Here is a 16,482-nt window from a genome sequence, read left to right as displayed (position 1 = left end):
TACTAAACCTAAGCATAAAACGGCTCCTACGAGGGCTAATTTACGCATGATTACTTCTTTTCAGTCTGTACGCGGCCCATGACTTCACTAATCGTTCCGTGCTGGAACTCCTGCTTCAATCCACCAGCGGCGATCTCGGAGTAATCAGAAGTGGGCCAGCCAAATTCGCCTAGCTCCCAGCCGTTTTTACCCCATTCATCCATGATGGCGCCCTTCAAGATGTAGTGTGCGCCGGATTCCGGGGACCAGTAAATGGAGCCTTTTTCAAAATCCTGGAGGAAACCATTGGCGTCCGAGGCCTTCTTTTCATCATCTATGGGAAAGCCCAGTGAGGATTCGACGCCGCCCATATCCTTGTATTTTTTGCCAATGGCACCCAAGGACGCATAGTTCTTGCCATCCGGATTCCGGGTTATAACGCCATTCTGAAATTCCTGGGTAAAGCCTTCGCCTACTTTCTTTATCGGGCCGGTCGGGAACTTCAGCTCGCCGCCTTCGTATCCCTTTTCGCCCCACTTTTTAAACATGTCGCCGGTGATTTCCCACGCCCCGGTCTCCGGGCTCCAGTAAATGGAACCTTTTTCGAAGTGCACGAAGCGTCCTTTGCCATCTGGTGTGCCAATTTCATCAGACTTTGGGAAGCCCAACCAAGAGGTGGGGCCACCGATTTCGGCATAACGGGCACCGATGCGTCCATACAAGACATGCGCACCGTGCTCCGGTGACCAGTATGCCGTACCGGTTTCAAAGTCCTGTGCCTTGCCTTGACCTGCAACGTCATATTCGTTATTCAAGCACAAACCTACCGTGCCGTCTTTGGTGGCCTCGGCAATATCACCTTCGGTCTTACAGTCCGCACCGCGGTCAGCCTTGTTGATATCGAGGGCATCAGCAATGTACGGCCAAGCATTTTGCATCTCGAATTGCCAATAGTCCCAGGCATGCACGCCGGAAGGACGAAATTGCACCACCGGTTGTACACCGGCACGCTTCGCGTAATCCACGAAGGTCTGGGTAGACATGCGGGAGATTACCTCGAGTCCCATGCCCGCCACGCTCGCCTTATTCTTGGCCACGGAGTTTTCTTGATCGAAATCATCCTTACCGTTACCGGCAGAGACATAGACCTGCATGTCCTTAAGGTTCTCGATACCCAACTTTGGGTCGTGGTCTATCCAGTCCTGCGATCCCGGTTCGCCCCACATCTTGCGGGAATCGTAACCGCCGGCATCGCGCTGCGCAGCTATAATAGCCTGCGGCATACCACGGGTAGTCGTATCAAGGTAGCCGGAGAACGAGCCCACGAAATCGAAGAGATGCGGGTTACGCTCACCCAGGTTAATAGCCGCAGTACCGCCCATAGAAAGCCCGGTTACCGCGCGCTTGTGGTTAGAGCGGTACTCTTTATCCAAAATCGGTACCAATTCCTTGGTCAGGAAGGTCTCCCACTTGTAATTCTTTCCCGCATCCGGCTCCTGCCAGTCGGAGTAGAAGGAAGATTCGCCACCCACCGGCATGATCAGGTTAACGTTGCGGTCGGCGTACTGGCTGAGGATATTGGTCTCGATGGTCCAACCGGACTCGTCGTCGCGGGCACGGAGGCCATCAAGCGCCCATACCTCTGGGAACTTCTTCTCAGGCTGCGAATACCAGTCCCGGGCCAACTGGATTTGTACCTTTTGCTCATGATCCGGCATCGCTGCAGACTGGATATAGACCATCAGGTGGCGGTTGGACAAATACTCCACACGGTTAATCTTTACACCGTCCGGCAAGCCTTCTACCTCGGGATATTCGGTTTCTACCGGGGTGCGCACAGGCGGATCCTTGGGCGCAAAGTGGTCCGACAGACTGCTCCCGTTGTCGGACTGGGCGGCGTTAATATCCCCGAGGAAGCTTTGGGCGGTGGCATGGGGCAGCAGGGCAAGTCCAACGGCAACGGCAGTCGGTACGGCTGCTACTGCAAGCCCCTTGCGGGCCTTGCTAGGGGAAGTGTTTTTGCGCATAGGTAAACGTCCTTGAAAATTTTCCGCAGCTACATTCCGAAGGTTCCCCTCCTCCGGACTGTGGCCTGCGGCGTGAGCTGTCTATTGTTCACTTAAGTTTAAGTTGACCTTGAGGCTTGAGATAGGCTGACACGCCGAGCAACCTTATCTAACCACGTATAACAGCGCCTGAGTTGCACGACTATGAATAGACCCGGTCAGTAACTAATACCCAACGGCCCAACGCCTCCTAGATTGTGCCGGACGTGTACATACGCAAAACGCCCCTCACCTGCGAGGTGAGGGACGGTACGCCAAGAAGTTCTACCAGGCGTTCATAACGTTGAGAACCTGCGGCTTTGATCTCTCTAGCTGGTGGCCAAACTGCAGCCAGTTATGCATCCCGAGTCCCGGGTAGTCCACGGTCGGGTTTAGACCCTGCAGGCGAGCTGCACCTTCCCACACGCGGGTAGTGAAAAGGGAAGCAACCTCGAGGGCAGCGCCGACGGCCTGGTGCTGCGGGAGGTAGTTCTGAAGGTCAGGCGCGCCCGGTATACCGGATGCAGCGGAGATATAAACATCGGTGTTGCGCAACTGCGGGATAAGCATCAGGGGGTCATTCGCAAAGCGCTTAGGGTTAAAGAGTGAACCATACATCGCATTAATATTGAACCCACCGGCATCGAGCATGGCAAAGCGCATGAAGGTCTGTGCGCCAAGAACCGTCGTAGTTAGGAAGCCAGAGAAAGAAAGCGCCTGCCGGAACTGGTGATTATGCTTTGCGGCCAAAGTCAAAGCCGCGCCAGCACCCATGGAAAGGCCCGCGATGGAGTTATTATTGCGGGCCACACCGAAGTGCTGTTCCAAGTAGAACGGCAGCTCAGCAGTAAGGAAGGTCTCCCACTTATAGTTCACAATGTCGTGCGGGTTGTACTTGGCCGGCGCTTGCCAGTCGGCATAGAAGGAAGACTTGCCGCCCACAGGCATGACGAGGGTGATGTTATGTTCTACGTAGGTCCTCGCGGCGTTAACGTCACTAACCCAGGCACTGGTGTGGTCAGTCGCGCGCAGTCCATCGAGTAGGTACAGGCCGGCGTTGCCGCCATTCTTTGCTGGCTGGATCTGTACGGGAATATTGCGCCCCATAGCCGGAGACCACACGTCACAACGCTGCACCCACCAGCCAACTGGGTCCCATTCACAGGTACCGGTGTTGTCCGGACGTAGCCAATCACGGTGAGCTGCGTGGGCCTGCTGCGTGCCGCCGGCCACTACGGCTAGACCAAGCGCTACGGCGACTGCCATGATCACCGATAGGGCACGTCCCCTCAGAGAGGCAATCATCTTTCTCCTTCACAAAGTACTAACTTGTTGTTCTTAGGCTTCATCGCTGGGAACATGTAAATCGTTAACACCCTTCAGCAAAAGCCTCACCACGATACAGTGTAGTGCACTCAGGTGTTTTCCTTCACCATGCTCCATTAGCCCAGGTAATCCTGGGGATCAGAAGAAAAGGTAAGAGACCTTCCCTCCGTCAGGGAAAATTTAATATTTTCCCAAAATCTGTTCCACGTTAGCGGTTTCCTGTATGAATCAAAGAGTTTCTGAAAATCGGCATCGGCAAGCGCAGCGCGTGCTTCTCGCGCTGCATCTTTATCCAGCCACGGCGGTATCGAGTCAATATCTACAGCAGAATCCGCTACTTGCCAGGCAATGTCGAGGTTTTTATCGTGGCCGATCCGCCCGTCTTCAATGCGTGGTTGGCGCGCAGCCAAGGGATTACTGAGCCCAATATCATCTAGCACGCGTACATCAAGCGGTGCATTCATTGAGGTCAGTCCTAAATTAAGCAAGTAGACAGTCGGGGGATCCGAACGTTCCGGGTCCCTGGGGGCCGTCATCCAAGAAGGCTGACCACTGTCCTTGATATACCGGAAGGTCATCGCATCGCCGGATTGTAAATCCCGCACAGCCTTTCCGTAGTCATCCATAATATCCATACCGAGGAAATCCTTCGCGGTACGCGGTGGTTCTTGCCGGTTGGTGGCATAAGTCCAAAAATCACGCTCATCCACAACAGATATTTCACCCTCATAGACGGATTGATCTACCGGGTGACCGCGCAGAACAATGACGAACGCCCACACCGCGCAGAATGCGGCAGCCCACCAGGCTCGCAGATTAACAACGAAGATGGGCAGTAGCGCGGCAAAAAGCGGAAGCAGCAGCATGCGCCCATGCATGAAATCACCTCCCACGCGCAACACATACAACGTATGCAGTAGTGCAGCACCTAGAAAAAGGTAGACCACCGTGTGCATGGAACGCAGCGCCGAGGAGCGCAAATCGGCCTTCCACAACGCCGCGCCTGCCAGCACGATCAGCGGGAGAAACAGCGCGTAGGGCCCCACGAAATCACCCACGTACGCAAAACCTTTACCCCACTCAGAATCGGCCGCAGACTTTGCGACGGCGGTATGAGGCGTAAGCAGGCCGTAATAACCCATGCGGAAGATTTCATACCCCAGTGGCACGGGCACGGCAACGGCGATGACCTTCCACGAACGCGCAGTCACGATGAGCACAATGCCCACTAAGCCGCCATACAGAGCAAGCTCGGGGCGAATGAGCCACGATAGTCCCGCCCAGAAGGCCAGCCAATATACAATTGAATCGGACCTTGCATGCCGCCGCGGCCGTGCCCATATGGTCAGCATCCACCACAATACGGCCAAGTAGAATAAGCACAGGCCCCATTCCAAGCCGGAAGTGAAAAAATCTCGGGCCGGCGGCAGCGCAATGTACACCAAGGCGCCGGCGGGAAGCACAATTCCGGAGTGCATGGTCACAGATGCCCACGTTCCCACCACCATCCCCGCGACCGCCAAGAAAAGGCCGAGGTAGATGGCGATGGACTCGAGTTCAGCACTACTTATCCACCGCACCACTAAGATGAGGTATTGCCATAGCGTGGAGGTATTGGCTTCGACGCGCTCGCCCACATTGAACACAGGCCCGTTGCCGGCCTCCAGGTTGCGGACGGTGCGCAAGACAATGAGACCATCATCAGAGATCCAGCGGCGGGCGAAACCACCCCAAGACGCCACAACACCGACGACAAGAACCGAGGCGAGAATACTCCAGCGCTCGAGGTCCTTGTTACCGGTGTTAAACACGGAAAACGATTGTATCAGTCCGTTTGGGATTTTCTACATCGAAAGAACACCGCTGCCTAGAGCAATGGAATGACGTAGACGGCCATGGCGATACAGGCCAGCCAGGCGATAGCAAGGACTTGCAGGGTGCGGTCCCCCAACGCGATTTCTTCCGGCGCGCCGCCCTGGCCGCGGTCCACGTCGGCAGCATAGCGCAAAATAGCGATGGTAAACGGCACCATGGAGATCTGGTACCAAACGCCACCGGAGACTGCGGCATTAGCCAGCTCAAAGCCCCACAGGGAGTAGGAGACCACCACGGCGGTGGCCGCCAGCGTCCACACAAAACGCAGGTAGGTTGGCGTATAGCCCTGTAAGGACTTGCGGATTTTTGCGCCAGTCTTTTCTACCAGAAGGATTTCCGCGTAGCGCTTACCGGATGCCATGAAGAGCGAACCAAAGGCAGCAACCAGCAAGAACCACTGCGAGAGCTCAATATCGGCGGCCACGCCGCCGGCCATGGTGCGCAGCATGAATCCGGAAGACACCAGCGCAATATCAATAACCGGAATGTGCTTCCAGCCAAAGCAATAGCCCAGCTGCAAGGCGATATAAACGGCCATGACCATGGCTAACGCTGGGCCCGCGGTGGCCAAGAAGGACAACCCAATGGACAGGCCAATGAGTACCAAGGCCATGGTATAAGCCACCTTGATAGGCAGCACGCCGGAGGCAATCGGCCGGAAGCGCTTGGTGGGGTGTTCCCGATCCTCGCGCCAATCCTTGGCATCATTGATCAGATAAATGGAAGAAGCGCCAAGGCAGAAGACAATGAAGGCCAAGAGGACATCCACAAGCACCCGCCCGTGAAAGAGCGCTTCCGCACCGGCCGCGGCGGGCGCGGCCAGGACGAGGATGTTTTTTACCCATTGCTTCGGGCGCAGGGCCTTAACCATGCCATCAACCAAATTCTTTGGCGGCTTGCGCATGCGGCCGGTATCAACACCTGCCGTATGCGGCTCAGAATAGAGAAAGTGCTGGTTCTCAGCCTCACTCATGCTTCTTTCTCCTTCGTCGTGGCCCAGGCGGTGGCAGCGCCAATAACTGCTCCCGCGACGGTATCGGTTGGATAGTGCACTCCGAGCACCATACGCGATGACATCATCACCGGCACTCCCACCAGCGGCACCCGAGAACCCGTCAGGCGGGACAAGCCCACCAAGAAGGCGGTGGTGGAGGTGGCATGTGAGGACGGGAAAGACAGGCGGGAGGGAGTTTTAACACCCACGCGCACGTAGGAATAATCGGGCCGTTTGCGCCGCACGATGCGTTTGAGTACCACGCTTGCCGCATGCGCGGTAAACGCCGCGGCACCGATTCGAACCCATTCCTCCCGACGCTGCTTGTCCAGGCCAGCCCCTAGAGCTGCGATGCCCATCCAGCCCAGGGCGTGCTCGCCCAAGTGGCTCAAACCCCGTGCGGTGGGCAGTACTCCCGGCGCGTCAAAAGCGGCGTTTTGGATGGACTCTAAAACGCGGGATTCTGCAATAGAGAGTTTATTGGGCATCAAACACCTTCTTCCAGGAGGATCGCGCGGTCAATTCCGGCAACGCGGCGCGGTATTGTGCCCGCAGTTCATCGAAGTTTTCTTCAATTTCCTTTAGCAGTCTGCGAGATTCGGCGATAAGATCCTTGGCTAAATCGCGGTCGCGCTTGCGGAAGGCCACGCCCGTGCCGCCAGCCGTTGACACAGTGGCGGAATCAAGGCGAGAAAGGGTAAACCAGTGTGCCTCTTCTGAGGTGAGATTCAACTGTGGTTTCGCGTGGTGCGCCGGATCCTCCTTGCTCAGCAGGTGCTTAAGGCTCTTGGCCATCCACGGCAACTTTTTAACCTTGCCCAAGCGTCCGCCGATATTGCGGGTAGGAACGCCCGGCGCACCAGTCGGTGCCGGCAGTTGGTCTGCGGATTCGATGACGACCGCATCCGAGTAGTTTTTGCGGATCTCCGCAATGCGCGGCAGCGATGTGTCCAAGATATCGAAAAGGTGATCCGGCCCAGCCAGGAAGTCCTTCATAGCCTCAATTTGGATGGCCATGGTGGAGTATTCCATGCACATGGTGTGCTTGAGCGTGGACTTAAAGATGGATTTGGTAATGCCCGCCACTGCGCCATCGTGGTACAACGAGGCCACGATCAGGCGGTTACGTAGGTGGAAATAGGCCTGCCAATCAATGGCATCATCCTTATCCGCCCAGGCCATGTGCCAGATGGCAGCGCCTGGCCATGTCACCGTAGGAAAACCATTGCGGGCGGCGCGCAGGGAGTATTCAGTATCGTCCCATTTGATAAATAGCGGCAGCGGCTGGCCGTTGGTCTCTGCCACCACGCGCGGGAAGAGGCACATCCACCAGCCGTTGTATTCTACGTCCACGCGGCGGTGCAGAGCGCGGGAATCGTACTTCTTTGGATCCAGGTGGGTCTCCCGCGTGCCGATGGCCCGCAGTGGGTACTTGGCAAAGTCGTGGTCGTACACCGCGTGCGGCGCGGCGCCCCACATAAAATCGGATCGGTTGACCTGCTCACCCGTGGTACGCAGCTGCGAGCGGTCCTGCAGGTTGAGCATCTGTCCGCCAACGATAATCGGCTTATCCGCATAGCGCGCGGCCTGCACCGCGCGCAGCACGGAGTCCGGCTCAATGGCGATGTCATCGTCCATATACAAGATGAAAGGCGAGTCCGTATTTTCCAACGCCTCATACATGATGCGGGAATAGCCGCCGGACCCGCCAAGGTTGCCCTGGCGGAATTCGCGAAAGCGACCGCCAAAGTGCGCTACCGCCTCATCATAGCCAGGCTCATCGGCCGGGTGCTGATTGCCTTGGTCGGGCATGAGGACGACGTCAATGATCTCATCCACGACAGGATCTTCTGCCAGCGCCTGCAGGGCAGCAACAGCATCCGTGGGACGGTTAAAAGTGGGAATGCCCACGGCGACGCGCTTTTCGGAGGGGGCGATCTTGCTGCCATCGGGAAGCGTCTGTGCCGCCGGGGCATGCGGGGAGCACCAGGCCGCATCCGTCAAGGTGGTTTCCTTTTCCGCGGTGATATCGAACCACAGCCAGCCGCCGTCCTCGAAGTTCTTCAACGGCAGTTCAAATTCGTGGTGGCCGGTGCTCACGAGGTGGTTGGCCACGGAAATGCGCTGGCCATCCTGCTTGGAGCGGTACAAAGAAATGTTGGCATGGCCCTCGATATCAAGGCTTAACACCACCGAGCGCAATTGCGACCAACGGCGCCAGTAAGAGGCCGGGAAGGCATTGAAGTAGGTTTCAAAGGAAGCTTCGGCACCGGCCGGGATGGTCACGGCGGTGCGGTGTGTCCAGCTCAAGCGCTCGCGGTTATGCTCCGCCTCGATGAGGTAGAGCATGCGTACATCACGGGGTTCGCCGCGCTTGGGCAGCAAGATTCGCTGCAGGGGCTCGTAGGCCGAGGTGTTGTTGGCAGTCACGATTACTTCGATTCTCTAAACGATTTAAACAGCGGTCAAGGACTTAGCGTAGTTGCTTTCGCGCGGCCGCTCGAGTTTACACGCGGACATTGGTGCCTGGCTCTGAGTTTCGCTCCATTTTCCCGGCAAAACAAAAAGGAAGGCCGAGGAATTCCTCCTCGGCCCAATGCTTTATGGTGCGGCTTACACGCTCACACGCTCGGTTACCGGGTCAATACCCAGCTTGTTCAGCATGTAGTACACGCGGGCTTCTAGGTCATCAGCAAGCTCGCGAGCCTGCTCGACGGTCTCAGCCGCGGCGATGTCCCAAATCTTGATGTCTTTGCCAGCCTCCTCGCGCTCGACCTCACGGCCCAAGTAGACGATGTAGTCCGGCATGGCCACGGTCCGCACCTCTTCGAGGTATTTCTTGGGCGCTTGGCCCATCCCACGCTCATTCATGACATGAGCCAAGTAATCATTGCCGTCATTTTCCGGGTGGGCGGCGGCGGTATCGACGTACAGCGCCTCCCCCGCGTGCTTTCTGGTGAGATCCGCGGCGGCCTTGGCTAGGGCATGGTTATTGCCCGCAGCAAAGCGAACGTGGATGCGGTGGGCGCCAAAGAACTCGCGCACCTCGCGTTCCACCAACACTGGAATGAACTCCGCGAGCTCGGCGGCGGCGGTGTGCTTGGCGATGACCTCGTCCAACTTCCCGTCGATTTCAGCGCGGGTATATGCGTGACCATACTTGATCTGCAGGTCCTGGCGGAGGTTTTCAAACTGGTTCATCGTTATCCCCTTTCCTGGATTCTTCCCCCGTTAGCCTTTTGTTAACTTACCGTTAACCTTACAGTGCCGTATGCCATCCGTCAATTGGTTGGTTATAACCCAGTAGTTAAGGCATGCATGCAGCAAGTTACACCTGGGGCGCGATGGGCTATAAACTCTGCCTTTGATGATCCTGCTCATTGATAATTACGACTCATATACCTATAACCTCGCTCACCTCATCGCAGAGGTCTCCGGAACCGAGCCCCTCGTCGTTCCCGCAGGCGAGGCCGCTGGTATTCCAGAGCGTGTGCGCGCCGGCGAGTTCAGCCACGTGGTTATCTCCCCTGGCCCAGGAACCCCGGAGGAAGAACGTGACTTTGGCATGTCCCGGCACGTTATCCAAGCGGCCGCCGCAGCGGGAATCCCTTTGCTCGGTGTCTGCCTTGGGCACCAGGGCTTGGCCCTGCTCGCCGGTGCCCGCGTAAGCCGTGCGCCCGAACCACGCCACGGCTTCGTGTCCACCATTAACCACTCCGGCAAAGGAATTTTTGCCACCATCCCGCAGGGCTTTAAGGCAGTGCGCTATCACTCCCTGCACATTGAGCCAGCCCGCGGCATCACCGTGCACGCCCGCAGTGAAGACGGCACCGTCCAGGCCCTCAAGGTCGATGGCCTGCCGCATTGGGGGGTGCAATTCCACCCGGAATCGGCGCTTACCCAGTATGGCACGACGATTCTACGCAATTTCCTCGGCGGTTTTCGTCTGCTCCACCGCGAGATCCCTGGCGCGATTGACTGCCCCCGGGTCTTCGCGGCGCTACAAGCAGACGGCAACGACGCCTTCTTCCTAGACTCTGCCGATCCGCGCGGGCGTTATAGCATTCTTGGCGATGCCACCGGCCCCCTCAGCCGTTCCTTCCGCTACCGGCTGGGCGATACCCCCGATATCCTCACCACGCTCGAGCGCGAACTATCCACGCAGCTCTGCGACGCGCCGGATCTCCCGTTTACCGGCGGGGTTATAGGTTATCTTGGCTATGAGTGCGCGCAGCTGACGCTACCCATCCAGTTGAGCCACCGCTCGCCTTATCCCGATGCCTACTTTATTCGGCCGCAATCCTTCCTCGTCTACGACCATCACCAGCAGGTGGCGCACCTCTGCTGTATGGATGGCGACGGTGCACAAGACTTGCTCGACCGACTAGAAGGCGCACTGAATGGCGTGCGGGCGGGAGACGAGGGGGTATCGGCCAGCGCGGGCGCCTGGCGGACCACCGACTACTTGGCCCGAATCCAGCGCGCCCAGGAGCTCTTACACGCCGGCGAAAGCTACGAGGTGTGCCTGACCGATACCTATACCGCGCAGGCAACAGGCGATATATATGCGGCGCTGCGCCGGTACAACCCGGCACCGTACGCGGCACATCTGGTCTTTGACGGGGTGGAAATCTGTAGTGCCTCCCCCGAGCGTTTCCTCAGCGTGCGCGATAACCGCGTCGAGGCCAAACCCATCAAGGGCACCATCCCCGCCCACCAGGACCCTACCCTGCTTCGCAATGATCCCAAGACCCGCGCCGAGAACCTCATGATCGTAGACCTTTTACGCAACGATTTATCCCGCGTGTGCGAGCCCGGCACCGTGCGCGTCCCGCGGCTAATGAATGTGGAAAGCTACGCCACCGTGCACCAGCTGGTCTCCACCATTACCGGCCAGTTACGTCCCGGCACGACCGCGCTCGATGCCATCCGCGCAACCTTCCCACCCGGCTCCATGACTGGCGCACCCAAGCTGCGCACCTGCGAGATCATCGATGCCCTCGAGGCCGGGCCCCGCGGCGTTTATTCCGGCATCGTGGGCTACCTCGGCTTTGCCGGCGAGGCGGAGTTCAGCGTGGTAATCCGCACCGCGGTGCGCGCAGGTTGCGAGGTTACCGTCGGCGCCGGCGGGGCCATCGTCCTCGATTCCGACCCAGCAGCCGAACTGGCCGAAAGAAACCTCAAAGCCCAATCGGTCCTTGGCGCGTGGTCATGAGCTCGTTTATCTGGCGCGACGGTGCCTTTATCCCCTGCAACCCACCGACTGATCCCTGCGCCGTGGCCGATTCCTGGCGGCATTCTGCAGGCTGCACGCACGGCCTTAACCTGCACCTGGAACGCTTTGAATCCGCCGCCGGTGCCTTGCCCGCTGGCTTCCTCCCTGCCCTGCTGAAACTGCTTTCAGCCGGCGAGCTCTTTCCCCGCATTTCCCTAATCGCCGGCGAGCTATACCTGGATATTCGGCCTGCCCCTGCGCCGCGTACTCACACCCGCCTTACCTACGCTCAGGCCCCCGATCCCCGCGTGCAGCCTCTACTTAAAGGCCCGGACTTGCCCGCCCTGGCCGCTTACCGCAGCCAGTATCAGGAAAACGACACCGATGACACTGCGATTGTCGATGCCCACGGCGCCATCGCAGAAACCACCACCGGCGCGCTCATCGCCTGGGACGGCGACACACTCCTGTTCCCTACTGGCGTGCGCCTGCCCAGCGTGACCCTGCGCCAGGTCCTGCACCGCTGTAAGGACTTGGGACTTTCCACCGCGCAGCGCCCATTGACCCCGGCGCTCGCTGCGGAATGCCCGCTGTGGTTTATGAACTCATTGCACGGCATCAGCCCGGTCAGCTACATCCACACACCGCACGGCGCCATCACTCCGCCACCGCACCCGGAGGCAGCAAGCTGGCAAAACTGGTGGTGGGAGGGTTTTAGCCCCGCGGGTACAGGCGAGCACTACGCATAACACTCAACACAACACTGCACATGTTGAGTGTTGTGTTGAGTGTTGGATGTTCAGCCGCCTGCCTATTTAACCAATCGATACCTCTGTTTAGGGCTGCGCAATGGTTCCGTACGCTCGATCCGTCCACTATCTACCAATTGGTTCAGGATTCTGCGCACCCCACCGACAGAAATCCCGGCAGCCGCTGCAAGCTCACGGCTATTCGCAGACTGTTGCTGGGCCAAATACTCCATAATCCGTTCACTAGAACCGCCGTATATAGATGCACTCCGTTCCGGCAAAGTCATTTCACGCCGTTGAAAAGTTAACGTAAACATGGTCAACGAATCCGCCGGCTTCGGCGGAGGAAGAAGCGTCTTTTGCAGCTGATCAAGAATCTCAATGTATCCAGTTCCACGGTTTTCCGCCACGTATCCAGACCCTCCGGAAATCGCCGTTACCTCCAATAGCTGAGACAGGTGCTGATTCCTCGCACTTGTCATGCCCGGATCCCCAAGGTTATTGACGTTCACCATCCCAAAAAGGCCACCCGGATTGATGATTTCTAGCCGGTCAGCGTACATATCAACCTGAACCTGTGTCCCTCTAGCCTGGGGAGAATAGTCCCTGTGCATGAGCGCATTAGCAACCGCTTCCCTAACCGCTACTGGGGGATAATCCGGCAAGTCTTCTCGGAACGGCCCATCGACGACGCCACCTACCCGCATATTTTTCTCAACCGCGAAAACCACCGCTGGCACCAATTCCGGAATCGGGCCTACAAAACTCGCGTTATCAACAAATCTTTGACCTTTGGTCGACGTCTTGTCCGTTCCCGCATAAGCAGTAAAAGTTACATTGAGGCGCGGGAAAAATTCTTGCGGATAAATGCCGGCTACTAATAAGCCAGCCAAGGTCGGATGAACTTCCCCATCCTCTCCCACGCCGGTGAGATGCAGGGCTTTCAATGCCCTTTCATCAGAGAACTTACCAAAAATCCCAGGCCGCAGGCCACGTTCGCGCTCTAGAATTTGCTGGACAATATCCCGATCGAGGTCTGCAATAGTAGCCGCCTCTACGACCTCCAGATCCCACGAGGGCTGGATCTTATTTTCTTCGAGGCGATCGATTTCATAGGGCTTCAAAAGCCGGTCTTCATCGTGCTCGCGAATGTAGCTCCCGTTATATTTAGATTGCGCAGTAACCCAGCACGGTTTATCAAAAGGCGCAAGCTCTGGAATTTCCGCAACTACTACCGGCGCGCCATCGACAGCACCAATTTCCACATCGGCACGGATAGCAGGAGTCAATTTCTCCGCGCATGCCTCCACGAGTGCTTTGGCTATGGACTCGGCTTGGAAGCCTTCGACGGGAAGAAACCCTGACTCCTCATCGAGGCCGAAGATGATCGTTCCACCTTTTCCGTTGGCAAAAGCAGACACCGACCGCGTTATCTTCTTGGGCAGGCCTCCGCCAGCTGCTTTTGCTTCAACCGTGCCGGTGTCTTTGCCTATGGCACGCAGATTGTGAACAATCTGCTCAATTTCTTCTAAGTCCATCGTTTCCCCCGTTTGCCTCTCACCTTCAGCCGAACACTACACATGACACTACACATAACACTCAACATGTGCAGTGTTGTGTTGAGTGTTCGTGTTGAGTGTTGGGTGTTGGGTGCTCACTCCGCGATTTCTATTAGCTCCGGCAAATCGCAGCCTTTAGCCTTGGCCTCGCAGCGCACACTTTAATTCGCTGGGGCCCGCCCCCCGAAAAGTGGACACATCGGGGTCAGGCCCGATAGTGTTATCCTTTGTCGCATATAACTTTGCTGTACATCAGAAAAGTTTAAGTGGGCAGTGTCATCCTTTAGCCCGTTCTCGTCTTTGACAAGAAAACCCCGTAACACCAGCTGGCGTTACGGGGTATGGTGTGGATTAGTGTGTGTTAATCCAGTCAACACCTACGTTGTAATCATTGATACCGTAGTTGATATGCGATATAAAGCCACGAGCGAGCACAGCGTAGTCAACTGGGTTATAGCGTACTAATTCACGAATAAGGCTCAGCGGCACTTTACCGTGGAGTATATCTATACCCATAGATGGTGGGACAATACCACGGTATTTATCAGGGAATGTACATATAGCATCAGCACTATGGCATACTTCGAGGACTTTGGTACCTTGAGTTCCGAAACCACCGGCTAGCTGTCCAAGAGAACCAGTGTTGTTATCTGGTTTCTGAGGATACTGTGCGGCACCATTACCGCCATGGTACGGGCTGGAGTATAGTACGGCAGATGCAAAACGCTGCGTATCTAGCACACCAAGACCGTGTGATGCATCGTTGATAATGCGTGCTGCAATATCAGCTCCGAGTGAATAGCCCACTAGGCTAATAGAGCTATGTGGGCATTCGCGCTGGATGCGACTGATGATGTCAGAAGCTCTTGCATATCCGTTATCAGAAGCGACAGGGTATGGCGATGCGGCAAAGCCGAATGATTGATAGGGCACATACGTAACATTACTGTCAGGCTGATTACCGAGACGGATGCCGACGAATGCGGTAATCATTCCTAGTGAGGCTTTATCTGGTGCTATAGCTGCAGTATTAGCACCTCCTGGAATAGCAACAATCTGTTTAGGTGCGCAGTGGTGAGTCAACGATGACGGCTGTGGGATATACGAGCTGATAGTAGCCTGAGCTGTATGGGGTGCAATAGTAGCAACCGCAGCGCTGAGACCTAGTGCACATAGTGCAGCAGCAATTTTAGTACCGATAGTAATGCGTTTATGTCGGAGCATGATTGTACATTCTATTTAGATCTGCGGGGTCCGACCCCGAAAAGTGGACACATCAGGGGCTAGCTATTCTGCTGTGGTCAGTATAGCCGAAGTCTCGGTTTCAAAATGAAGTGTTTTAGGTTTTGTTCCGTCTGAGTAGATGGGGAAATCTGGAACATGCCAAGAAAAATTTTGACCAGGATGCCAAGGACCGTGTGGTTCGTCTTGTAGAGGACCGCATCGTGGCGGAAAACATGTCGATGCACCCCGCGTGTCAAACAGTAGCTCTACAACTGGGGGTTTCATGGCACACGGCTCGTCAATGGACTTAAGCCTGCCCGCCGTGCAGGAAACCCCCCGGAACCAGTGCCTGAAGACATGGCCGCCGAAAACGCGAGGCTACGCCGTGAAAATCAAGACCTCCGCGACACTAATGAGTTGTTGGAGGCCGCGTCAGCTTTTTTCGCCTCACAACCAGGCCCACAACGTTAAGAAATGATCCGGTTCATCGATAAAAACCGGAATCGTTTCTCTGTCGAGTTCATCTGCACTGGAGTTGAAGAATAACCGGGCAGGCGGGTTATCACCTCGCGTGGTTATCGCCAGTCCAAAGCCCAAGGGCTTAAGCGCTTGTCGCCTTCGTAATGCTGTGCTGGTTGAACGTCTTGGTGCTGTTCGTCGGACCCGACCCCCGAAAAGTGGACACATCGGGGGTCGGGCCCGTCGGCGACTGAAATGACGATGCTCTAGCTGAAAACGTTAACGGCTCCTCAGAAGAGGCGAACTCATCCATACTCGCAGGTGAAATGACGTTGTCGACGTAGAAATCGCCACGGTCGAATGGGTGTCATGGTGGAACGAGGTAAGGCTCCACCAAAGCCTGGGATACCGAACCCCAGCCGAGGTGGAAACCGAATTGTGGAAGAAGACCCCGCAACAAGGAATAATAGAAATCAAGGCAAAAGCCCAGGAACAAAACCCGGGGCACTTCAAACATCGTATTCCCGTATGCAACTCGGCGCTAAGGACAGGTAAGAAAGTTTCGCTTTTCACTTTGAGTAGACATGGAAAATAACTTGATTATTGTTTTAATTGGTATCACCTTAATCATTTGGTGCGCGTTGTACAGATACAGAGCAACCACCGCTAAATGGGTCCTTATTGCAGCTCTCTTGAGTACCTGCCTAGCCTTCACCCTAGGGCTATCTGGAATTCTAGGTTTAGGTCATGGTTATATCGATTTGCTGTCTTTAGTAAACGTATTTTTAAACGCGTTTATATTGTTGGCCATAGGCCAGTCCCCCAATCGCGGTAAAACGACGCACATCAAGGATGTATAGATCAATGTCTCCCGATGGCGACATCAGCGCGCTTATCTTGCTAACTCACACCTAACACTGTGATGTCTAGTGACTTTTTGGACTCCGAGTCCATTGACTTTTTGGACTCGGAGTCCAGTTAGTTTTTTGACGCGGAGTCCAGGAAGTTTATGGACAGGATGTCTAACGACTTTTTGGACTCTGGCTTCTTGACAATG

General features: G+C 56.2%; 12 protein-coding genes and 1 pseudogene. 4 read left to right on the top strand and 9 right to left on the bottom strand.

Annotated features, from left to right (window positions below):
* Nucleotides 1–50: 50 nt before the first annotated feature.
* From D9V82_RS09715 to D9V82_RS09685, 7 genes are all read right to left on the bottom strand, one after another.
* On the bottom strand, nt 51–2,006 hold the full coding sequence (locus D9V82_RS09715; RefSeq protein WP_121912199.1) for an alpha/beta hydrolase-fold protein: 1,956 nt from the start codon (nt 2,004–2,006) through the stop codon (nt 51–53).
* A gap of 303 nt (nt 2,007–2,309) precedes the next feature.
* A complete protein-coding gene (locus D9V82_RS09710) occupies nt 2,310–3,329 on the bottom strand; it encodes an alpha/beta hydrolase (RefSeq protein ID WP_121912198.1) in 1,020 nt (339 codons plus the stop codon).
* Nucleotides 3,330–3,466: 137 nt separating this feature from the next.
* A complete protein-coding gene (locus tag D9V82_RS09705) occupies nt 3,467–5,161 on the bottom strand; it encodes an arabinofuranosyltransferase AftB family protein (RefSeq protein WP_121912197.1) in 1,695 nt (564 codons plus the stop codon).
* A 56-nt stretch (nt 5,162–5,217) separates the two neighbouring features.
* Complete coding sequence (locus tag D9V82_RS09700) at nt 5,218–6,198, bottom strand: decaprenyl-phosphate phosphoribosyltransferase (RefSeq protein WP_121912196.1); 981 nt, start codon at nt 6,196–6,198, stop codon at nt 5,218–5,220.
* Nucleotides 6,195–6,707 carry a phosphatase PAP2 family protein gene (locus D9V82_RS09695; protein WP_121912195.1) on the bottom strand — a complete coding sequence of 171 codons (513 nt, stop codon included), beginning with the start codon at nt 6,705–6,707 and terminating at the stop codon, nt 6,195–6,197. The genes D9V82_RS09700 and D9V82_RS09695 overlap by 4 nt, the downstream gene beginning before the upstream one ends.
* The gene (locus tag D9V82_RS09690) at nt 6,697–8,649 is read right to left on the bottom strand and encodes a glycosyltransferase (RefSeq protein ID WP_121912194.1); all 1,953 of its coding nucleotides are present in this window, start codon (nt 8,647–8,649) and stop codon (nt 6,697–6,699) included. The genes D9V82_RS09695 and D9V82_RS09690 overlap by 11 nt, the downstream gene beginning before the upstream one ends.
* 183 nt (nt 8,650–8,832) lie before the next feature.
* The gene (locus D9V82_RS09685) at nt 8,833–9,420 is read right to left on the bottom strand and encodes a three-helix bundle dimerization domain-containing protein (RefSeq protein WP_121912193.1); all 588 of its coding nucleotides are present in this window, start codon (nt 9,418–9,420) and stop codon (nt 8,833–8,835) included.
* 166 nt (nt 9,421–9,586) lie between these two features.
* Between D9V82_RS09685 and D9V82_RS09680 the strand changes: the two genes are divergently transcribed.
* Nucleotides 9,587–11,434: a chorismate-binding protein gene (locus tag D9V82_RS09680; protein WP_121912192.1), complete on the top strand. Its 1,848-nt coding sequence runs from the start codon at nt 9,587–9,589 to the stop codon at nt 11,432–11,434.
* Nucleotides 11,431–12,183: an aminotransferase class IV gene (locus D9V82_RS09675; RefSeq protein WP_121912212.1), complete on the top strand. Its 753-nt coding sequence runs from the start codon at nt 11,431–11,433 to the stop codon at nt 12,181–12,183. The genes D9V82_RS09680 and D9V82_RS09675 overlap by 4 nt, the downstream gene beginning before the upstream one ends.
* A 62-nt stretch (nt 12,184–12,245) precedes the next feature.
* On the opposite strand, the gene D9V82_RS09670 is transcribed toward D9V82_RS09675, so the two are convergent.
* Nucleotides 12,246–13,721, bottom strand: coding sequence for an ATP-binding protein (locus D9V82_RS09670; protein ID WP_121912191.1), 1,476 nt, complete (start codon nt 13,719–13,721; stop codon nt 12,246–12,248).
* 372 nt (nt 13,722–14,093) lie between these two features.
* The gene (locus tag D9V82_RS09665; RefSeq protein WP_121912190.1) at nt 14,094–14,966 is read right to left on the bottom strand and encodes a cutinase family protein; all 873 of its coding nucleotides are present in this window, start codon (nt 14,964–14,966) and stop codon (nt 14,094–14,096) included.
* Between the two features lie 131 nt (nt 14,967–15,097).
* Between D9V82_RS09665 and D9V82_RS13000 the strand changes: the two genes are divergently transcribed.
* A complete protein-coding gene (locus tag D9V82_RS13000) occupies nt 15,098–15,277 on the top strand; it encodes a hypothetical protein (RefSeq protein WP_310886205.1) in 180 nt (59 codons plus the stop codon).
* A 491-nt stretch (nt 15,278–15,768) separates the two neighbouring features.
* Nucleotides 15,769–16,020: pseudogene (locus D9V82_RS13130) on the top strand (hypothetical protein); the annotation flags it as partial.
* Nucleotides 16,021–16,482 lie beyond the last annotated feature (462 nt).

The sequence above is a fragment of the Corynebacterium macginleyi genome, from assembly GCF_003688935.1.
Taxonomy (GTDB): Bacteria; Actinomycetota; Actinomycetes; order Mycobacteriales; family Mycobacteriaceae; genus Corynebacterium; species Corynebacterium macginleyi.
The sequence above is the reverse complement of the archived record's forward strand: the minus strand, read 5'-3'. Positions and strand labels throughout refer to the sequence as shown.

What these genes read in the sequence shown, in the direction of transcription:
- D9V82_RS09715 (WP_121912199.1), bottom strand. Translation starts at nt 2,006, where the DNA reads ATGCGCAAAAACACTTCCCCTAGCAAGGCCCGCAAGGGGCTTGCAGTA.
- D9V82_RS09710 (WP_121912198.1), bottom strand. Translation starts at nt 3,329, where the DNA reads ATGATTGCCTCTCTGAGGGGACGTGCCCTATCGGTGATCATGGCAGTC.
- D9V82_RS09700 (WP_121912196.1), bottom strand. Translation starts at nt 6,198, where the DNA reads ATGAGTGAGGCTGAGAACCAGCACTTTCTCTATTCTGAGCCGCATACG.
- D9V82_RS09695 (WP_121912195.1), bottom strand. Translation starts at nt 6,707, where the DNA reads ATGCCCAATAAACTCTCTATTGCAGAATCCCGCGTTTTAGAGTCCATC.
- D9V82_RS09685 (WP_121912193.1), bottom strand. Translation starts at nt 9,420, where the DNA reads ATGAACCAGTTTGAAAACCTCCGCCAGGACCTGCAGATCAAGTATGGT.
- D9V82_RS09680 (WP_121912192.1), top strand. Translation starts at nt 9,587, where the DNA reads ATGATCCTGCTCATTGATAATTACGACTCATATACCTATAACCTCGCT.
- D9V82_RS09675 (WP_121912212.1), top strand. Translation starts at nt 11,431, where the DNA reads ATGAGCTCGTTTATCTGGCGCGACGGTGCCTTTATCCCCTGCAACCCA.
- D9V82_RS09670 (WP_121912191.1), bottom strand. Translation starts at nt 13,721, where the DNA reads ATGGACTTAGAAGAAATTGAGCAGATTGTTCACAATCTGCGTGCCATA.
- D9V82_RS09665 (WP_121912190.1), bottom strand. Translation starts at nt 14,966, where the DNA reads ATGCTCCGACATAAACGCATTACTATCGGTACTAAAATTGCTGCTGCA.